The sequence below is a fragment of the Pseudomonas sp. LBUM1653 genome (genome assembly GCF_059716115.1).
The window spans coordinates 6,783,726-6,803,084 of the sequence record NZ_CP166803.1 but is presented as its reverse complement, the minus strand read 5'-3'; the positions used below and the strand labels follow the sequence as shown (position 1 = coordinate 6,803,084).

The window sequence follows — 19,359 nt, the reverse complement described above, 5'->3', positions numbered from 1 at the left end:
CACAGGTACTGCACTGATCCTGTGGGAGCGAGCCTGCTCGCGAAGACGGATTTACAGGCGCAGAAGCATCTTCCAGGCACGATTCTGATAAACCGCGATCGCCTGCTGCTTGCGCGCATCCAGGGTTTCGTCGGTGATCGGCTCGTTGGCCAGCTGCGCCAGCTTGTTCAGCTCGCCGTAGAGGCGATCCATTTCCGGGATCTCCAGCACGTTGCGCGCGTGATGCAGCCAGACCTGGATGCGTTCGATGCGCGGCAGTTGCTCGGCCAGGTCTTCCGGCTGTTGCTGATAACGCTGCAACTGCAGCGAGGTGGCTTCTTCGCCCAGCAGGCGTGGCAGCCAGCTGCCCAACTGCGCGGCGCCCTGGCGATTGCCGCGGGTGTTGCGCTCGGCGGTCCAGGTGCGGGCCAGCAACCAGCGCGAGGTGTTCAGGGAGAACAGGCCCCAACGCGGGTCCTCGAGCTCTTCGAGGAACTGCTCCGGCGCGGCTTTGCGAACGTCTTCATCGTCCAGGCCGGCCTGTACCAGGGGGCGCCAGTCTTCCAGCAGGGCGTCGAGCGCGATACGCAAATCGTGGGTCGACTGACGCGGCGCGGCTTGGCCGAGGCTGCTGATCAGCGCGCGCATTTCAGCCAGGCTCTCCACCCAGTCCTGCAACAGGCGCCAGTGGCCATTGAAACGATACTGCTCGGCCAAGCGCTGGCTGCTGCCCAGCAAGTGCCAGCTAAGCGCGGCGAATGCGTCGTCCAGTGGCGTTTCGGCGCTGATCTGCGGTGCCGGCAGGCTCAACGAGTAACTGTGGGCGTCGTACAGGCGATAACCACGTTCGGCCTTGCTGATATCGCAGGGCATCAGGGCCAGTTTCTCGGCCAGTTCGGCGGCCAGTTCCAGCAACGCGGCGGGTTCGCCTTCGCGCAATTCCAGTTCCAGTTCGCAGATTTCTTCTTTCTGCTTGCCGACCACCACGTAGCCCAGGTCCAGTGCCGCTTCGATGACCACTTTGGTCTTGCCACGGCCCCAGGCGATTTCCGCGCGCTCGCGGACGAAATCGGTGGTGAAGATGGCTTTCAGGGTTTTCTTGTCCAGTTCAGCCAGTTCTTCGGGCCAGCATTCGCCGTCCAGTTTTTTCAGATCGAGCTTGGCTTTGGGCAGGTTCCAGTCGTACTCGTTACGTACGGACAGGCCCGCGACGCTTTGGCCGCGGGTCTTGAGGGTCTGAATCACTTCTTCGCCGTCCTTGCGCAGGCGCAGGGCGACTTTGGCCCGTGCCAGGTCACGCTCCGGGGTGTCGAAGTATTGATTCATCAACTCACGGCGTTCCCAGCCACTTTTGTTGCGTTTTTTCAGTAACGGGTGCTCGCGCAGGGCGGCGAGGGTTTCGCGGCTGACGCGGAGCTTGATTTCGGTTTCTTTCTGCATGGCCGGAAAATCCAGGATCGGGAGCGCAGCCGGGGGAATAGGTGGCTGCCAAGGTCGTGCAGTGTACAGGACTCAACCTGCCTACGCCGTGCGGCGGTTTATTCCTGTCACCGGATGGCTCTATGATGGACTTCAATCCGGGAGTTGGAGTCAGCGATGCCTTTGCCGTCCATGAAAGATCAGTTCGCTGCGCTGATCGCTGCGCCATCCGTCAGTTGCACCCAGCCAAGCCTCGATCAATCCAATCGTCCGGTGATCGACCTGCTGGCCGCCTGGCTCGGTGACCTGGGTTTTGCCTGCGACATCCAGCAGGTCAACCCCGGCAAATTCAACTTGCTGGCCAGTTTTGGCAGTGGCCCCGGCGGGCTCGTGCTGGCCGGTCACAGTGATACGGTGCCGTTCGATGGCGCGTTGTGGCAGACCGACCCACTGAAGCTGACTGAGGTCGACGGGCGCTGGGTCGGCCTGGGCAGTTGCGACATGAAGGGCTTTTTCGCCCTGGCCATCGAAGCCGTCAGGCCGCTGCTCGACCAACCGTTCAAGCAGCCGCTGCTGATCCTTGCCACCTGCGATGAAGAAAGCTCGATGTCCGGTGCCCGGGCGCTCGCCCAGGCGGGGCGGCCGCTGGGGCGTGCGGCAGTGATCGGCGAGCCGACCGGGCTCAAGCCGATCCGCATGCACAAGGGCATCATGATGGAGCGCATCGATATCCTCGGGCAGAGCGGCCACTCCTCGGACCCGCGCCTGGGCCACAGCGCACTCGAAGCCATGCACGATGCCATCGGTGAACTGCGCGGCCTGCGCTTGTTATGGCAGCGCGAATTCCGTAATCCGCAGTTCAGCGTGCCGATGCCGACAATGAACTTCGGTTGCATCCATGGTGGCGACAATCCCAACCGTATCTGCGGGCAGTGTTCGCTGGAATTCGATCTGCGGCCGTTGCCGGGTATGGATCCCAAGATCCTGCGTGCCGAGATTTTGCAGAAGCTCAGGCCGATTGCCGAGCGGCATCAGGTAAAGATCGATTACGCACCGCTGTTCCCCGAAGTGCCACCTTTCGAGCAGGCTGAGGATGCAGAATTGGTGCGCATTGCCGAAAAGCTCACCGGCCATGGCGCCGAAGCAGTGGCATTCGGCACCGAAGCGCCTTATCTTCAGCGACTTGGCTGCGAAACACTGGTGCTCGGCCCGGGCGATATCGCCTGCGCCCACCAACCGGGGGAATTCCTCGAAATGTCACGTTTGCAGCCTACGGTGCATCTATTACGACAGTTGATTGAACATTACTGCCTGACACCGGCCCAAACACAACACAACCCGTAGGAGCCGGCTTGCTGGCGATGCAAGCGCTGCGGTTCATCAGATGAACCGCGTCATCGTTCATCGCCAGCAAGCCGGCTCCTACAGGTTTATGTATAAATTACCGGTGTCCCAACCCGTATTCATGAGGAGAGCGCGCGTGTCGCCAAGCCTGTTCCGACGATAACCATCAGCCCGCTGTGCGTTTTCTGTTCCGCCCTTTTTTCGGCTGCTATTTATTACAGGCCCAGGTTCATGCCCGAATACGTCAATTGGCTTCGTCACGCTTCGCCCTACATCAACGCCCACCGCGATTGCACCTTTGTCGTCATGCTGCCCGGCGATGGCGTTGAACACCCTAACTTCGGCAACATCGTCCACGACCTGGTGCTGTTGCACAGCCTGGGCGTGCGGTTGGTATTGGTCCACGGTTCCCGTCCGCAAATCGAAGCGCGACTTGCCGCTCGCGGCCTGACCCCGCACTACCATCACGGGATGCGCATCACCGATGCCGCGACCCTGGAGTGCGTGATCGATGCGGTCGGTCAACTGCGCATCGCCATCGAAGCGCGGCTATCCATGGACATGGCGTCGTCGCCGATGCAGGGCTCGCGCCTGCGGGTGGCCGGCGGCAACCTGGTGACCGCGCGGCCGATCGGCGTGCTTGAAGGTGTCGACTATCACCACACCGGTGAAGTGCGTCGGGTTGACCGCAAGGGCATCAATCGCCTGCTGGACGAGCGCTCCATCGTGCTCTTGTCGCCACTGGGCTACTCGCCGACCGGTGAAATTTTCAACCTCGCTTGTGAAGATGTCGCCACGCGCGCGGCCATCGACCTGGGCGCCGACAAACTGCTGCTGTTTGGCGCCGACCTTGGCTTGATCGATGAACACGGCCGGTTGGTACGCGAGCTGCGTCCGCAACAGGTGCCGGCGCACCTGCAACGTCTGGGCAGCAACTACCAGGCCGAGCTGCTGGATGCCGCCGCTGAAGCCTGCCGTGGCGGCGTGGCCCGCAGCCATATCGTCAGCTACGCCGAAGACGGTGCGCTACTGACGGAGCTCTTCACCCGTGACGGCGGCGGCACGCTGGTGGCCCAGGAGCAATTCGAGGTGGTGCGCGAAGCGGCCATCGAAGACGTCGGCGGCTTGCTGGACTTGATCAGCCCGCTGGAAGAGCAGGGAATTCTGGTACGCCGCTCCCGCGAAGTGCTCGAGCGTGAGATCGAGCAGTTCAGCGTGGTCGAGCGTGAGGGCATGATCATCGCCTGTGCGGCGTTGTATCAGATCGCCGATTCCGATGCCGGAGAGTTGGCGTGCCTGGCGGTGAACCCGGAGTACCGGCATGGCGGTCGTGGTGATGAGTTGCTCGAGCGCATTGAAACCCGCGCACGGGCCCAGGGGCTGAAAACCTTGTTCGTCCTCACCACGCGCACGGCTCACTGGTTCCGCGAGCGCGGCTTCGTGCCAAGCAGCGTCGATCGCCTGCCATCGGCGCGGGCGTCGCTGTACAACTATCAGCGTAATTCGAAGATCTTCGAAAAAGCCCTGTAACTCCCAAATCCCTGCGGCCAATTGATCGTTCCCACGCTCTGCGTGGGAATGCAGCCCGGGACGCTCCGCGTCCCAAAAAGCCGAACGCGGAGCGTCCGTGGAGGCATTCCCACGCGGAGCGTGGGAACGATCATCACAGGGGGTGTTGCGTTATTCCTGCACAAACTTCGCGCTGACATACGGCGAATAATCCGGCAGCACCGTTTCAACCTTCCCTTGTTCCTTCAAGAACTTCGCCGTCTCGCCAATCGCCTTCGCCGTACCGCCGGCCAGCAGTGCGCTGGTCTGTTGCGCCTTGGCATCCGGGAACGCTGACCCGGCCAGCAGTTCCGGCACGTCGTCGGCGTTGGCACCGGTCAGTTTGGCGATTTTTTGCACCGGTACCGAATCTGCGGTCCAGCTGTCCTTATGCGCCGCATAGTCGGCAAATGAGTCCAGGGTGATCTTGGCGAATTTGGCCACGACCTCCGGGTGCTTCTCGGCGTAATCCTTGCGCGCTACCCAGACTTCGAAGGTCGGTGCACCCCATTGGCCGACTTGCGCGGCATCGGTCAAGGTCTTGCCGGTCTTGCGAATTTCCCCCAGGGCTGGCGACCAGACGAACGCGCCGTCGATGTCTCCACGCTTCCATGCGGCGGCAATTTCCGCCGGTTGCAGGTTCACCACTTTGACTTTCGACGCGTCCAGGCCCCAGTGCTTCAGCGCGCCCAACAGGCTGTAGTGGGAAGTGGAAACGAACGGCGTGGCGATGGTCTTGCCGATCAGATCTTGCGGTTTATCGATACCACTGCCGTTACGCACCACCAGGGCTTCGGCCGCATTGATTTGCGCGGAAACGAGGAACGCGACAATCGGCAGATTGCGCGAGGCCGCGGCGGCGAGTGGGCTGGAGCCGAGGTTGCCGATCTGCACATCACCGGAGGCAATTGCCGTGACCACTTCCGGGCCACTATTGAAGCGTCGCCAGTCGATTTTCTCGCCAATGGTCTTCTCGTAAAGGCCATCGGCCTGGGGGACTTTGCTCGGATCGATGCCGGTCTGGTAGCCAACCGTGAGGTTCGCCGCATGGGCGGAAAAAGAAACCATCAACGATACACAAACTGTAACAAATGGTCGGGATAGTGCGCGCTTGGTCGTCATGGCATCGGCCTTTTCGATAGGTTTTATGTCGGAATTGCTACTAAACCTAATCGATCTAAAAACAGCCTAATAAATACCATTTAGGAATTAGCTTATGAGCCAGCCGCTCTATCTCGAGACAGGTGAAACGGTGAGCCAAATTCCTAAACGGTATGAGAAAAGAATCCACCCGTTCTTTTCAGGTTTATGACGAACTCATGACCCTGCATGGACCAAAAAACCAGGGATTAGACTATGGTCGTAGACACATAAGGTTACGATTGACTTGTGGGTCACGCTCTGGCGCTAATCGCGCATCTTAGGATCCGGGGCATCGATTCCGGGCCAGGAATACAAGAATTAGAGACGAGAGGAGTTTAACAATGAACAAGTCCACCTTGGCCCTGGCCGTGGCCGTAGGGGTTATGGCGCAGCAGGCAGGCGCCGCGGGTTTCATCGAAGACAGCAAGGCTTCCGTAAGTTCGCGCACCTATTATTTCGACTCGGATAAGCGTGAAGGCGCCGCAACGCCTGCCAACCGACAGCGCGAAGCTGCTGAGGGTCTGAAGTTCGATTACCAGTCGGGCTTTACTCAAGGCGTTGTCGGTTTCGGTATCGACGCCCAGGCGTTGGTCGGGATCCATCTGGACGGTGGCAAGGGCCATCACCCGGATAACAACTCCTTCTCCCCTAGCGATTCCGATGGTTCTGCAGAGAGTTCGTGGAGCCGTTTGGCGGGCAACGTCAAGGCACGCTTCTCCAAGACCGAGGCCCACTACGGTGGTGCTTTGCAGCCCAACATGCCGATCCTGATCGCGAACGACAGTCGCGTACTGCCACAAACCTTTGAAGGTGGCACCATCACCTCGAAGGAAATCGACAACGTGACCTTCAACGTAGGTCAGCTGGAACACGCGACGGGTCGCGCGTCCAGCAACAGCACTGGCCTGGCCGTGGCTGGCGGTACTCAGGACAGCAACCAGTTCCGTTACGCCGGTGCTGACTGGAAGGTCACCAAGGACCTGTTGCTGCAGTACTACTACGCGAACCTGGAAGACTACTACAAGCAGAACTTCCTCGGCCTGGTGCACGTTTACCCGATCGCACCTAACCAATCGTTCAAGACCGACATTCGCTATTTCGACAGCAGCTCCGACGGCAAGAACGGCCAGGCCGGCTACCAGTTCAACAACAACAACGGCTTCGCAAAGACCCCGGGCGAGGTCGATAACAAGACCTGGAGCGCCACGTTCACCTATACCCTGGGTGGCAGTGCATTCCTGCTCGGGCATCAGCGTGTCAACGATGACGGTGGTTTCGTCTTCCTGAACCAGGGCAACGTTGTCGATAGCAACGGTCGCAACCAAGGTGCTGGCGGCGCGAGCTTCTACTCGTTCACCGATGCCACTGTGGGCAGCTTTATCCGTGCCGGTGAAAACACCACGTACGGTCAGTACTCTTATGACTTCGCTTCGCTGGGCGTGCCAGGTTTGAAAGCTTCGGCTGCTTACCTGTATGGCCGGGACATCAAGGCCACCAATGGCGTGGGTGATGACCTGAACGAGCGCGAGACCGACCTGCGTGTGGATTACGTGATTCAAACCGGTCCGCTTAAAGGGTTCGGTACGACGGTGCGTCACGGTATGTATCGTGGTAATACCAGTACGCTTGATGAAGACCAGACCCGTCTGATCTTCAACTACACCTACGCCTTCAAGTAAGCCGTAGCAAAAAGCCTCGTCAATGGACGAGGCTTTTTTTCGCGTCCATTTTTATATTCCATAAACAATGCTTGTGATGATTTTTTATTCTTTTTAGCTTTTTTCTTAAACGCTTAAAGTAAGACCATCCGATACGCACCGTAAGCCTCGGATCGAGTTTTAAATCCCTCGAACACCCAAAATTTCCAGGAATCGGCTTGTCGCCGATACCTCGGGTCTGCGCTGTCGGGGCATATTCCTAAATGCGATTAAAATTTATTTTTCAATTCTTTTTAGGATTATGAAGGAGTATTCTGCGCGACCCAAAAAAACGACCGGTCCAGACGGTCTGGCGCAAATGGCGCTTGCGGATCCAGGGCATTCGACACAGGACCAAGAATTAGAAAACGATAGGAGCGAAACAATGAACAAGTCCACCTTGGCCCTGGCTGTGGCCGTAGGGGTTTTGGCGCAGCAAGCAAGCGCCGCCGGTTTCATCGAAGACAGCAAGGCAACGTTGGGGCTGCGCAACTTCTACATCAACACCGACTACCGTGACGGTACCGGTCCGAACAAAAACGAAGAGTGGGGCCAAGGCTTCGATCTGCGTTTCACCTCCGGTTACACCCAAGGTACCGTTGGTTTTGGTGTTGATGCGATCGGCCTTCTGGGCGTGCGTCTGGATTCGGGTGGCGGTACGAACGGCGCCACTGCGACGTCCTATGGCGGTACTGTGTTCCCAAGCAAATCCAACGGCGAGGCGGTTGATAACTTCTCCAGCCTGGGCCTGACGGCCAAAGCCAAGGTTTCCCAGACAGAATTGAAGCTGGGCACCCTGCAGCCAAAACTGCCGGTTATCGTGACCAACGACGGTCGCCTGCTACCGCAAACTTGGCAGGGTGGCCAAGTCACTTCCGGCGAAATCAAGGACCTGACCCTGGTCGGCGGTCAGATCGAGCACGTCAAAGGTCGTAACTCCAGCAACAATGAGCAACTGTCCATTGGTGGCGCCAACGCGCGCGTGGCCAACAGCAACAAGTTCATCTATGCCGGTGGTGACTACAAACTCACCAAGGACCTGACGGCCCAGTACTACTACGGCAACCTGGAAGAGTTCTACAAGCAGCACTTCCTGGGCCTGGTGCACAACTGGGCAATCGGCCCAGGCGTGCTCAAGTCCGACCTGCGTTACTTCAACAGCTCCGATGATGGTGCCAATGGCGACACGGCGGCTTACTTCAGCAACGGCAACTACAGTGGCGTGCAAAACGGTAAAGGCAAGGTCGACAACAACCTGTACAGCGGCCTGTTCCTCTACACCGTTGCCGGTCACACCTTCGGTGGCGGTTACCAGGTCAGCAACGGCAGCAGCGATTTCCCGTGGCTGAACCAGGGCGACGGTTCGTCGGCCTACATCATCACTGACTCGCAAATCCAGAAGTTCGCCCGTGCCGGCGAGCGCACCTGGCAGGCACGTTACTCGTTTGACTTCGCCAAGGTCGGCGTGCCTGGCCTGACGGCGGGTGTGGTGTACCTGCATGGCGACGACATCGATACCGTCAACGCTGCCGGTCGTGAAGCGGCAAGCGGCGCTTCCGAGTGGGAACGCGACCTGACCGTGGGTTACGTCGTTCAGTCCGGTGCGTTGAAAAACCTCGGCGTGATGTGGAAAAACGCCACCTGGCGCACCGATCTGCCGAACACTCGCTCCCAGGACGAGAACCGCCTGATCGTCAGCTACTCGATCCCGCTGTTGTAATAGCGTGTAGGAGCTGTGTAGGAGCTGTCGAGTGCAACGAGGCTGCGATCTTTTTAAGAGCAAGATCAAAAGATCGCAGCCTCCGGCAGCTCCTACAGAAAACTGCGGGACGATGCAAAAAAAAGCCCCGCCCGGCATCACGCCGGGCGGGGCTTTTGTGTTTTCGAGGCGGGCTCACCCCCGTAAACCCGCCTTGAAAGTCCCCTCTTTTGCAGCAACTCAAGGCCTTCTCGAACCTTGCCGCCGATGTTCCGCGCGATGCGTTCGCGCGTCCAGTGAAGAGATGTTTAATATTCTTTTAAGATCTAAATAAATCGATATTTATTCTTTTTAATGAGTAAGAAATGCAGGCACAGTTGATCTCAACCAGCACTCACCAGGAGCCGCACCATGAGCATCAGACTGGGCGATATCGCCCCGGATTTCGAACAGGATTCCAGCGCCGGTACTATCCGGTTTCACCAGTGGCTGGGCGATAGCTGGGGTGTGCTGTTTTCCCACCCGGCCGACTTCACGCCGGTGTGCACCACCGAACTTGGCTTCACGGCCCGGTTGAAAGATGAATTCGCCAAGCGTGGGGTCAAGGCCATCGCGCTGTCCGTCGACCCAGTGGATTCGCACCACAAGTGGATCGAAGACATCAATGAAACCCAGAATACTGTAGTCAATTTCCCGATTCTCGACGACGCCGACCGCAAGGTCTCGGACCTGTACGACCTGATTCATCCCAACGCCAACGACACCCTGACGGTGCGCTCGCTGTTCGTGATCGACCCGAACAAAAAGGTTCGGTTGACCATCACCTACCCGGCGAGCACCGGCCGCAACTTCCATGAAATCCTGCGGGTGATCGACTCGCTGCAACTCACCGACAACTACAAGGTGGCCACCCCGGCCAACTGGCAGGACGGTGATGAGGTGGTGATCGTGCCGTCGCTCAAGGATGAAGATGAAATCAGGCAGCGCTTTCCCAAGGGTTATCGCGCGGTGAAACCGTACCTGCGCCTGACGCCGCAGCCGAACCGGTAGTCCCTACATTTGTGGTGTGGCGGACGCCGCCTTCGCGAGCAGGCTCGCTCCCACAGTGGTACGCGGTTACCTGTGGGAGCGAGCCTGCTCGCGAAAGCGGTGGATCGGGCACCGCAGAATCCAGATTGAACGAATCCATAAAGCAGGGGATTTCGGGCCGTTTCGACGGCCTTTTTTTTCGATTGGATAAAGATGGTCGTATATCTCCATAAAGAATAACCAAATGAATAAATATGATTTATGGATATATAAATCCCCTGTTAAGGTCACTCCATCAAAGCGAGATCGCAGACCGCGAATCGCCAACACCGTTTAAGGAAGTATCTGAATGCTGGTCGTCTCACTGGGTGGCAGTCCCAGCCAGCGCTCCCGTTCCGGGGTGCTGCTGGATCGCTCCCGACGTTGGTTACAAGAGCGGGGCGTGGAGGTTGTGAGTTATCAGGTACGGGACTTCCCGGCCGAAGACTTGCTGCACGCCCGCTTCGACAGCCCGATGGTCGTCGATCTGCTGCAACAGATTGAAAACGCCGATGGCCTGCTGATCGCCACGCCGGTGTACAAGGCTTCGTTTTCCGGGGCACTGAAAACTGTGCTGGACCTGCTGCCCGAGCGTGCTCTGGCGCACAAAGTGGTTTTGCCAATGGCAACCGGGGGCAGCATCGCTCACATGCTGGCGGTGGACTACGCGCTCAAGCCGGTGTTGTCGGCGTTGAAAGCCCAGGAAATGCTTCACGGGATTTTCGCCGTGGACAGCCAGATCGCTTACGGCGAAGGCAGTGCGCAGGCACAGTTGGCGCCGGAGCTGGAGCAAAGATTGAACGAGTCGCTGGAGTTGTTTTTCAGCGCCATGGCGCGACGGCCCAAGCCGCTCGATCCGCAGCTGTTGAATGATCGTTTGTTGAGTGCTCGCTGGAGCATTTAAGCCCCACCCCAAATTGATGTACTGGCCTTACTCGCCCGCCAACGGGCAAGCAGGTGCAGCCAAAAACCCTACTGCAAAAAGGAGAGCGCCATGCGCCCTGTCATTTTGCGTCGTGGTCTGGTCGCTCTGTTTGCTGCGGCTGTCACCTTCGGCGCCATTACTCAAGCTCAGGCCGAGACACTTCGAATCGGCTATCAGAAATACGGCACCCTGGTGCTGCTCAAAGCCAAAGGCACCCTGGAAAAACGCCTCGCCGCCCAAGGCGTCGACGTGCAATGGACTGAATTCCCCGGTGGCCCGCAACTGCTTGAAGGCCTGAATGTCGGCTCCATCGACTTCGGCGTCACCGGCGAAACCCCGCCAGTGTTTGCCCAGGCAGCCGGCGCTGATCTGCTCTACGTCGCCTACGAACCGCCAGCGCCGCACAGTGAAGCGATCCTGGTACCGAAGGATTCGCCGATCAAATCGGTGAAGGACCTCAAGGGCAAGAAAGTCGTCCTGAATAAAGGCTCCAACGTGCACTACCTGCTGGTCCGCGCCCTGGAAGACGCCGGCCTCAAGTACACCGATATCCAGACCGTGTTCCTGCCGCCGGCCGATGCCCGCGCCGCGTTCGAGCGTGGCAGCGTCGATGCCTGGGTCATCTGGGACCCGTACCAGGCCGCCGCCGAACAGCAGCTGCAAGCGCACACTCTGCGTGATGGCCAGGGCATCGTCGACAACCACCAGTTCTACCTCGCCACCAAGCCCTATGCGCAGAAAAATCCTGAGGTGATCAAGACCCTCGTGGAAGAAGTGCGTGCGGTCGGTGAATGGTCCAAAGCCAATCCGGAAGATGTGACCAAACAGGTTTCGCCACTGCTTGGCCTGCCAGCGGACATCACCCTGACTTCGGTGAAACGCCAGGGCTACGGCGCGCTGTTCCTGACCCCGGAAGTGGTCGCGGCCCAGCAGAAAATCGCCGACAGCTTCTACCAGCTCAAGCTGATTCCCAAGCCGCTGAGTATCAAGGACGTGATCTGGACGCCACCGGCGGCCGTGGCCAAAGCACAGTAATTCGACCCCTAAGGAGACCACTCCAATGAGCCTCAATATCTTCTGGTTCCTGCCTACCCACGGCGACGGCCATTACCTTGGCACCGCCGAAGGCGCTCGCGCCGTCGACCACGGTTACCTGCAACAAGTCGCGCAAGCGGCGGATCGCCTGGGCTTCGGTGGGGTGCTGATTCCCACCGGGCGCTCCTGCGAAGATTCGTGGCTTGTGGCTGCGTCGCTGATTCCGGTGACCCAGCGTTTGAAATTCCTCGTCGCCCTGCGCCCAGGGATCATTTCCCCGACGGTAGCGGCGCGTCAGGCGGCCACCCTGGATCGCTTGTCCGGCGGGCGTGCGCTGTTCAATCTGGTGACGGGTGGCGATCCAGAAGAATTGGCCGGCGATGGTCTGTTCCTGACCCACGAAGAGCGCTATCAGGCCTCGGTGGAATTCACCCGCATCTGGCGTCGGGTGCTGGAAGGCGAAACCGTCGATTACGACGGTCAACACATCAGCGTGAAGGGCGCCAAGCTGCTCTATCCGCCGATCCAGCAACCACGTCCGCCGCTGTACTTCGGCGGCTCGTCGGAAGCGGCCCAGGACCTCGCGGCAGAACAGGTCGAAATGGTCCTGACCTGGGGCGAGCCACCAGCAGCCGTGGCGGAAAAAATCGAGCAGGTTCGAGCCAAAGCCGCGAAGCTCGGTCGCACCGTGCGCTTTGGTATTCGTCTGCATGTGATCGTTCGTGAAACCAACGACGAAGCCTGGCAAGCGGCGGATCGCCTGATCTCGCATCTGGACGACGAAACTATCGCTCGCGCCCAGGCATCTTTGGCGCGCTTCGACTCGGTTGGCCAGCAACGCATGGCAGCGCTACACGGCGGCAATCGCGACAATCTGGAAGTCAGCCCTAACCTGTGGGCCGGTGTCGGTCTGGTGCGTGGTGGTGCCGGTACGGCGCTGGTGGGTGATGGTCCGACCGTGGCCGCTCGCGTGAAGGAATACGCGGACCTGGGCATCGACACCTTCATCTTCTCCGGTTATCCACACCTGGAAGAGTCGTACCGCGTCGCTGAGCTGCTGTTCCCGCACCTGGATATCGAGCGTCCCGAATTGCCGAAAGGCGCCGGTTACGTCAGCCCGTTTGGCGAGATGGTGGCCAACGACATTCTCCCTAAAGCCGCGTCCCAGAGCTGAGGCGCGCCATGAAGAAGATCATTCACAGCCTTGCACCCTGGGCCTTACCGGTCTTGCTGTTGGCGGTGTGGCAGTTGTCGGTGTCGGCGGGCTGGTTGTCGACGCGGATTCTGCCGGCGCCAATCGCCGTGATCGAAGCCGGTGTCAGCCTGGTGCGCAGCGGCGAAATCTGGACGCATCTGGCAATCAGCGGCTGGCGTGCCGCGCTGGGCTTCGCCATCGGCGGCAGCATCGGCCTGACCCTGGGCTTTATCACCGGCCTGTCGAAATGGGGCGAACGCCTGCTCGACAGTTCGGTGCAGATGATCCGCAACGTGCCGCACCTGGCGCTGATTCCACTGGTGATCCTGTGGTTCGGTATCGACGAGTCGGCGAAGATTTTCCTGGTGGCCCTGGGCACCTTGTTCCCGATCTACCTCAACACGTATCACGGCATCCGCAACGTCGATCCGGCGTTGGTGGAGATGTCGCGCAGTTACGGTCTGTCCGGTTTCAGCCTGTTCCGCCAAGTGATTCTGCCGGGAGCGCTGCCTTCAGTCCTGGTCGGTGTGCGCTTTGCCCTGGGCTTCATGTGGCTGACCCTGATCGTCGCGGAAACCATCTCCGCCAGCTCCGGCATCGGTTACCTGGCAATGAATGCCCGGGAGTTCCTGCAGACCGACGTGGTGGTCCTGGCGATTCTGCTGTACGCGGTGCTCGGCAAACTGGCCGACCTCGCGGCCCGTGGACTTGAGCGCGTATGGCTGCGTTGGCATCCGGCTTATCAGGTCGTCAAGGGAGGTGCCGCATGACTGCTCAACAACCTCCACGCCTGCTGCGCGGGATTCCGCTGGCGGTGCGCAAGCTGCAAAAAACCTTTGGTTCGCGGCAGGTGCTGCGTGAGATCGACCTGCACATTCCAGCGGGTCAGTTCGTCGCGGTGGTCGGTCGCAGTGGCTGTGGCAAAAGTACCTTGCTGCGTTTGCTCGCGGGCCTCGACAAGCCCACGGAGGGTGAATTACTCGCCGGCGCCGCGCCGCTGAGCGAGGCGCGGGAAGACACCCGGTTGATGTTCCAGGAGGCGCGTCTGCTGCCGTGGAAAAAGATCATCGACAACGTCGGCCTCGGGCTCAAGGGCAACTGGCGGCCAAAGGCGTTGGAAGCGCTGGAAGCGGTGGGCCTGGCGGATCGCGCCAACGAGTGGCCGGCGGCCTTGTCCGGTGGACAGAAGCAACGGGTGGCGTTGGCTCGCGCATTGATCCACCAACCGCGCTTGCTGTTGCTCGACGAGCCGTTGGGCGCGCTGGATGCCCTGACCCGAATTGAAATGCAGCAGCTGATCGAACGGCTCTGGCAACAGCACGGCTTCACCGTGTTGCTGGTCACCCACGACGTCAGTGAAGCGGTGGCGATTGCCGATCGGGTGATCCTGATCGAAGACGGCGAGGTCGGCCTCGACCTGCACGTGGAACTGCCGCGCCCTCGGGTTCGCGGTTCCCATCGGCTGGCGGCGCTGGAAACCGAAGTCCTCAATCATGTGCTGTCACTGCCCGGCCAGCCGCCGGAGCCGGAACCTGTTTCACCATTGCCTACGCAGTTGCGTTGGGCTCAATAACTCAAGCCTCAATCAACGACAGGAATCAACATCATGACTATCAAGGCCATCAACGTACGCAACCAGTTCAAAGGCTCCATCAAGGAAATCGTCCTGGGTGACGTGCTGTCGGAAATCGATGTGCAGACGGCTTCCGGGATCGTCACGTCGGTGATCACCACGCGTTCGGTGAAAGAGCTGGAGCTGGCGGTGGGTAGTGAAGTGATCGCGTTTGTGAAATCGACCGAGGTGTCGATCGCCAAGTTGTAAGGGCGTGCGCAAACAACAAACCCGAAGGGTGCGAGCCCTTCGGGGTTTTTTTATGCGTGTGAGCCAGTCAGGTCGCGGCGTGGCTTTCGCGAGCAGGCTCGCTCCCACAGGGAAATGCATTCCAATTGTGGGAGCGAGCCTGCTCGCGAAGAGGCCGGTGAAGCCAATGAAGAATCAGACAGTGACAGCGCGCTTGGGCAGGTACGGCGGTAAATAGAGCCCCAGATACGCATCGAACACCCGCATTCCTTCCTCAGCCATACGCGGCGTGATCTGTCCATGCTGCTGCACCGAGCGTGCATAAACCCGGTCACCGAGCTCCATGGCCAGCGCAAACACATCGACATCGTGTGGCAGCTTCGGCAGCTCGAAGTGATGGTCGAACAGTTTGTGCATCAGATCGCCCAGTTCGATGTCGTGCTGGCGGTCGGCCTGGGTGACTTCGGTCAGGCCGTGCTGGGCAAGGATGAGTTGCCGGGCGGCGGCGTCTTCGCTGTAGATCTCAAGCATGCGTTTCTCGACCAGTCGCGACAGGTCACGCCAACCACTCAATGCGTCATGGTCGATGGGCGCCTGCAGACAGGCGCGGAAGGCCGCGTGAACGTCGGCCGTCAGCGCTTCGAGCAGGGACGGGACGCTGGCGAAGAAATGGTAAACGGAGGAGGGCGGGATCTGCGCGCGTTCGGCGACACTGTAGATCGACAGACTGGCCACGCCCTCGGCGGCCAGCAGCGTGCGGGCGGCATCGAGTATCGAATCGATCCGGGCCTGGCTGCGTGCACGGGGTTTGCGGGGGGTGGCGGTGCGCGTCATTGGAGTCTCCTGCGGGGCAGCGGGCATTGTACGCAGATCCATGTAGCGACGATTACCCTGTGGCGAGGGGATTTATCCCCGTCGGGTCGCGAAGCGGCCCCAAAATTTGCAACTGCGGTGTGTCAGGAATATCGCGTACATAGGTTTTGCGACTGCTTCGCAGCCGAACGGGGATAAATCCCCTCGCCACAAAGTCAGTGTTCGGCCATAAAAAAACGCCGCAGGCTTTGCAGCCGACGGCGTTTTTTTACTGCAACCACTTACACGGTATGCAGGTACCAGTTGTACTCAAGGTCGGAGATGGAGTGTTCGAACTCTTCCAGCTCACTCTCTTTACAGGCCACGAAGATATCGATGTATTTCGGATCGATGTACTTGGCCATGACTTCGCTGTCGTCCAGCTCGCGCAACGCATCGCGCAGGTTGTTCGGCAGGCTTTGCTCGTTCTGCTCGTAGCTGTTGCCTTCCACCGGTGCGCCCGGCTCGATCTTGTTGACCAGACCGTGGTGCACGCCTGCCAGGACCGAAGCCATCAGCAGGTACGGGTTGGCGTCGGCGCCGGCCACGCGGTGTTCGATACGCACGGCATCGGCGGCGCCGGTCGGTACGCGAATCGCTACGGTGCGGTTGTCCAGGCCCCAGCACGGCGAGTTCGGCACATAGAACTGCGCGCCGAAACGACGGTAGGAGTTGACGTTCGGACAGAGGAAAGCCATCTGCGCCGGTAGGGTCTCGAGCACACCGCCGATCGCGTGACGCAGCGCGGCGTTCTGCTCGGGATCCTCACTGGCAAAAATATTCTTGCCGTCTTTGTCGAGAATCGAAATGTGCACGTGCAGACCGTTGCCCGCCTGGCCTGGGTAAGGCTTGGCCATGAAGGTGGTGTCCATTTCATGGTCGTAGGCGATGTTCTTGATCAGGCGCTTGAGCAGCACTGCATAGTCGCAGGCCTTGATCGGGTCGGCCACGTGGTGCAGGTTCACTTCGAACTGCGCCGGGGCACTTTCCTTGACGATGGCGTCGGCCGGGATGCCTTGCTCTTTCGCACCTTCCAGAATGTCCTGGAGGCAGTCGACGTATTCGTCGAGGTCGTCGATCAGGTAGACCTGTGTCGAGTGCGGGCGTTTACCGGAAACCGGCGAGCGAGGTGGTTGCGGTCGACCGTTCACGTTCTCCTGGTCGATCAGGTAGAACTCCAGTTCGAACGCGGCGCAGATGGTCAGGCCCATTTCGTCGAACTTGCGCACCACATTGGCTAGCACTTCTCGCGGGTCGGCGAAGAATGGCTGGCCTTCCAGTTCGTGCATGGTCATCAACAGTTGCGCGGTCGGGCGCTTCTGCCATGGCTCGTTGCACAGGGTGTCGGGGATTGGATAGCAGATTCGGTCAGCATCACCGATGTCCAGGCCCAGGCCGGTGCTTTCCACCGTAGAGCCATTGATATCCAGAGCAAATAGAGAGGCCGGCAGGTTGATGCCTTTCTCGTAAACCTTGTGGAGACTGGTGCGTTCGATGCGCTTGCCGCGCACCACACCATTCATATCCGCAATCAGAAGGTCAACGTACAGAACCTCAGGATGTTCCTTAAGGAACGCGTTCGCTTCGTTAAGCTGAACGGCACGCGGGGGTACCGACATGATGCAACACCTTTGTTGTTAAAAATATCAATCATTGATCTTTTCGGATTCCAGTCAACCCGAACGGCATGCCGAAGTCAAGTGAGGCCTTTTTTGCCCTAAAAAAGCGCTCGTGTGGCTTTTTTGAGGCTCTTTGGGGCGTTTTTATAGCCCTTGGCCGTTTGACGCCCGCAGGCTTGAGCCGGCCGTGTTGTATTTTTTACGGGGGTGTTGTGTAAAAAAATGAACAAGGCTAAGCTCGAATCAAACCCATAACAGCAATAATACCGGGGTGTTTCATGTCTCGCCTGCCGATAATCGGCGTCACCGCCTGCTCTTCGCAGATCGGTCTGAATGCTCATCACATCAGTGGCGACATCTGCGTCAGCGCCGTGGCCGCAGCGGCTCCGGGCCTGTCGGTGATCTTCCCGTCCCTGGCGGATCAACCGTCCCTGTCCGATATTCTGGACGGCCTCGACGGCACACCCATTACGGTTACTCCATTCAATATAGAACCGATTCACAATAGCGGCTCGGCCATCGTGCAGGGCACCGCTTGTGATTCTGCACACCTGGCATCCGCAGAAGTACACACAAGCACGATAGCCTGGCGCAAACTTGCATTTCAACGCGACGCCGATGCGTCAACTATCGCCTGACTCCCGAGAGTCAGGAAACTCAAAGCCTAGAGGCATTTATGAGTCACAACCTCGACCAGCTCACCGATTGGTTGAAAGACCACAAGATCACAGAAGTCGAATGCATGATCGCCGACTTGACCGGGATCACCCGGGGCAAGATCTCGCCGACCAACAAATTCATCGCCGAAAAGGGCATGCGCCTGCCCGAGAGCGTTCTGTTGCAGACCGTGACCGGCGACTATGTCGAAGACGACATCTATTACGAACTGCTCGACCCGGCCGACATCGACATGATCTGCCGCCCCGACCAGAACGCGGTGTTCCTGGTGCCGTGGGCCGTCGAGCCGACCGCCCAGGTGATCCACGACACCTACGACAAGCAGGGCAATCCGATCGAGTTGTCACCGCGCAACGTGCTCAAGAAGGTCTTGAAACTCTATTCCGACAGGGGCTGGCAGCCAATCGTGGCGCCGGAAATGGAGTTCTACCTGACCAAGCGCAGTGACGACCCGGATTATCCGTTGCAGCCGCCGATCGGCCGTTCCGGGCGCCCGGAAATCGGTCGCCAGTCGTTCTCCATCGAGGCGGCGAACGAGTTCGATCCGTTGTTCGAGGACGTCTATGACTGGTGCGAACTGCAGGAACTGGACCTCGACACGCTGATCCACGAGGACGGCACGGCGCAGATGGAGATCAACTTCCGTCACGGCGACGCCCTGTCCCTGGCCGACCAGATCCTGGTGTTCAAGCGCACCATGCGCGAAGCCGCCCTCAAGCACAACGTGGCCGCGACCTTCATGGCCAAGCCGATGACCGGCGAGCCTGGCAGCGCCATGCACTTGCACCAGAGCATCATCGAAATAGAGACCGGCAAGAACATCTTCTCCAATGAAGACGGGACCATGAGCCAGCTGTTCCTCAACCACATCGGTGGGCTGCAGAAACTCATCCCGGAACTGCTGCCGCTGTTCGCCCCCAACGTCAACTCGTTCCGCCGCTTCCTGCCGGATACCTCGGCACCGGTGAACGTGGAATGGGGCGAAGAGAACCGCACCGTGGGCCTGCGGGTGCCGGATGCCGGGCCACAAAACCGGCGCGTGGAAAACCGCCTCCCGGGTGCCGATGCCAACCCGTACCTGGCCATTGCCGCGAGCCTGCTGTGCGGCTACATCGGCATGGTCGAAGGCCTGAACCCGAGCGCACCTGTGGTGGGCCGTGGTTATGAGCGCCGTAACCTGCGCCTGCCACTGACCATCGAAGACGCGCTCGAGCGCATGGAAAACAGCGCGACCATCGAGCGCTACCTGGGCAAGACTTTCATCACTGGCTACGTCGCGGTCAAGCGGGCCGAGCATGAAAACTTCAAGCGCGTCATCAGTTCGTGGGAACGGGAATTCCTGCTTTTTGCCGTCTGA

Annotated in this window: 16 protein-coding genes and 1 pseudogene; 13 read left to right on the top strand and 4 right to left on the bottom strand. The window is 59.5% G+C overall.

All coding sequences use genetic code 11. The features are described 5' to 3' along the window. Nucleotides 1-51: 51 nt before the first annotated feature. Nucleotides 52-1,419 carry a CYTH domain-containing protein gene (locus ACA054_RS30820; protein ID WP_497687488.1) on the bottom strand — a complete coding sequence of 456 codons (1,368 nt, stop codon included), beginning with the start codon at nucleotides 1,417-1,419 and terminating at the stop codon, nucleotides 52-54. A 156-nt stretch (nucleotides 1,420-1,575) separates the two neighbouring features. Between ACA054_RS30820 and argE the strand changes: the two genes are divergently transcribed. Beyond that, nucleotides 1,576-2,742, top strand: coding sequence for an acetylornithine deacetylase (gene argE / locus ACA054_RS30815; protein WP_497687487.1), 1,167 nt, complete (start codon nucleotides 1,576-1,578; stop codon nucleotides 2,740-2,742). Nucleotides 2,743-2,973: 231 nt separating this feature from the next. Continuing rightward, nucleotides 2,974-4,272, top strand: coding sequence for an amino-acid N-acetyltransferase (gene argA / locus ACA054_RS30810; protein ID WP_497687486.1), 1,299 nt, complete (start codon nucleotides 2,974-2,976; stop codon nucleotides 4,270-4,272). 150 nt (nucleotides 4,273-4,422) lie between these two features. On the opposite strand, the gene tauA is transcribed toward argA, so the two are convergent. Next, complete coding sequence (gene tauA / locus ACA054_RS30805; protein WP_497687485.1) at nucleotides 4,423-5,412, bottom strand: taurine ABC transporter substrate-binding protein; 990 nt, start codon at nucleotides 5,410-5,412, stop codon at nucleotides 4,423-4,425. A 362-nt stretch (nucleotides 5,413-5,774) separates the two neighbouring features. Here tauA and ACA054_RS30800 point away from each other — a divergent pair, with 362 nt between their 5' ends. The 9 genes from ACA054_RS30800 (at nucleotide 5,775) to ACA054_RS30760 (ending at nucleotide 14,874) form a co-directional block, all read left to right on the top strand. Next, the gene (locus tag ACA054_RS30800; RefSeq protein ID WP_497687484.1) at nucleotides 5,775-7,112 is read left to right on the top strand and encodes an OprD family outer membrane porin; all 1,338 of its coding nucleotides are present in this window, start codon (nucleotides 5,775-5,777) and stop codon (nucleotides 7,110-7,112) included. Nucleotides 7,113-7,515: 403 nt separating this feature from the next. Continuing rightward, on the top strand, nucleotides 7,516-8,850 hold the full coding sequence (locus ACA054_RS30795; RefSeq protein WP_497687483.1) for an OprD family porin: 1,335 nt from the start codon (nucleotides 7,516-7,518) through the stop codon (nucleotides 8,848-8,850). Between the two features lie 390 nt (nucleotides 8,851-9,240). Beyond that, entirely contained in the window at nucleotides 9,241-9,879 is a 639-nt protein-coding gene (locus ACA054_RS30790; protein ID WP_497687482.1) for a peroxiredoxin, read from the top strand. A 328-nt stretch (nucleotides 9,880-10,207) separates the two neighbouring features. Beyond that, nucleotides 10,208-10,801 (top strand): NADPH-dependent FMN reductase, encoded by a 594-nt coding sequence (ssuE, locus tag ACA054_RS30785; RefSeq protein ID WP_497687481.1) that lies wholly within the window; start codon nucleotides 10,208-10,210, stop codon nucleotides 10,799-10,801. Nucleotides 10,802-10,891: 90 nt separating this feature from the next. Continuing rightward, nucleotides 10,892-11,857 carry a sulfonate ABC transporter substrate-binding protein gene (locus ACA054_RS30780; protein ID WP_180202231.1) on the top strand — a complete coding sequence of 322 codons (966 nt, stop codon included), beginning with the start codon at nucleotides 10,892-10,894 and terminating at the stop codon, nucleotides 11,855-11,857. Nucleotides 11,858-11,882: 25 nt separating this feature from the next. Beyond that, nucleotides 11,883-13,031, top strand: a complete 1,149-nt coding sequence (gene ssuD / locus ACA054_RS30775; protein ID WP_497637065.1) for an FMNH2-dependent alkanesulfonate monooxygenase — start codon at nucleotides 11,883-11,885, stop codon at nucleotides 13,029-13,031. An 8-nt stretch (nucleotides 13,032-13,039) separates the two neighbouring features. Next, nucleotides 13,040-13,822 (top strand): aliphatic sulfonate ABC transporter permease SsuC, encoded by a 783-nt coding sequence (gene ssuC, locus ACA054_RS30770; protein WP_497687480.1) that lies wholly within the window; start codon nucleotides 13,040-13,042, stop codon nucleotides 13,820-13,822. Continuing rightward, on the top strand, nucleotides 13,819-14,625 hold the full coding sequence (gene ssuB / locus ACA054_RS30765; RefSeq protein WP_497687479.1) for an aliphatic sulfonates ABC transporter ATP-binding protein: 807 nt from the start codon (nucleotides 13,819-13,821) through the stop codon (nucleotides 14,623-14,625). The genes ssuC and ssuB overlap by 4 nt, the downstream gene beginning before the upstream one ends. A gap of 33 nt (nucleotides 14,626-14,658) precedes the next feature. Then, on the top strand, nucleotides 14,659-14,874 hold the full coding sequence (locus ACA054_RS30760; RefSeq protein ID WP_007967989.1) for a TOBE domain-containing protein: 216 nt from the start codon (nucleotides 14,659-14,661) through the stop codon (nucleotides 14,872-14,874). Between the two features lie 174 nt (nucleotides 14,875-15,048). On the opposite strand, the gene ACA054_RS30755 is transcribed toward ACA054_RS30760, so the two are convergent. After that, a complete protein-coding gene (locus tag ACA054_RS30755) occupies nucleotides 15,049-15,687 on the bottom strand; it encodes a TetR/AcrR family transcriptional regulator (RefSeq protein WP_497687478.1) in 639 nt (212 codons plus the stop codon). A gap of 260 nt (nucleotides 15,688-15,947) precedes the next feature. Further along, complete coding sequence (locus ACA054_RS30750) at nucleotides 15,948-17,324, bottom strand: glutamine synthetase family protein (RefSeq protein WP_497687477.1); 1,377 nt, start codon at nucleotides 17,322-17,324, stop codon at nucleotides 15,948-15,950. Nucleotides 17,325-17,602: 278 nt separating this feature from the next. On the opposite strand from ACA054_RS30750, the pseudogene ACA054_RS30745 reads away from it, so the two are divergent. Together ACA054_RS30745 and ACA054_RS30740 are read left to right on the top strand one after the other, a co-directional pair. After that, nucleotides 17,603-17,884, top strand: a pseudogene (locus ACA054_RS30745) (gamma-glutamyl-gamma-aminobutyrate hydrolase family protein); the annotation flags it as partial. 116 nt (nucleotides 17,885-18,000) lie between these two features. Further along, nucleotides 18,001-19,359, top strand: a complete 1,359-nt coding sequence (locus ACA054_RS30740) for a glutamine synthetase family protein (RefSeq protein ID WP_497687476.1) — start codon at nucleotides 18,001-18,003, stop codon at nucleotides 19,357-19,359.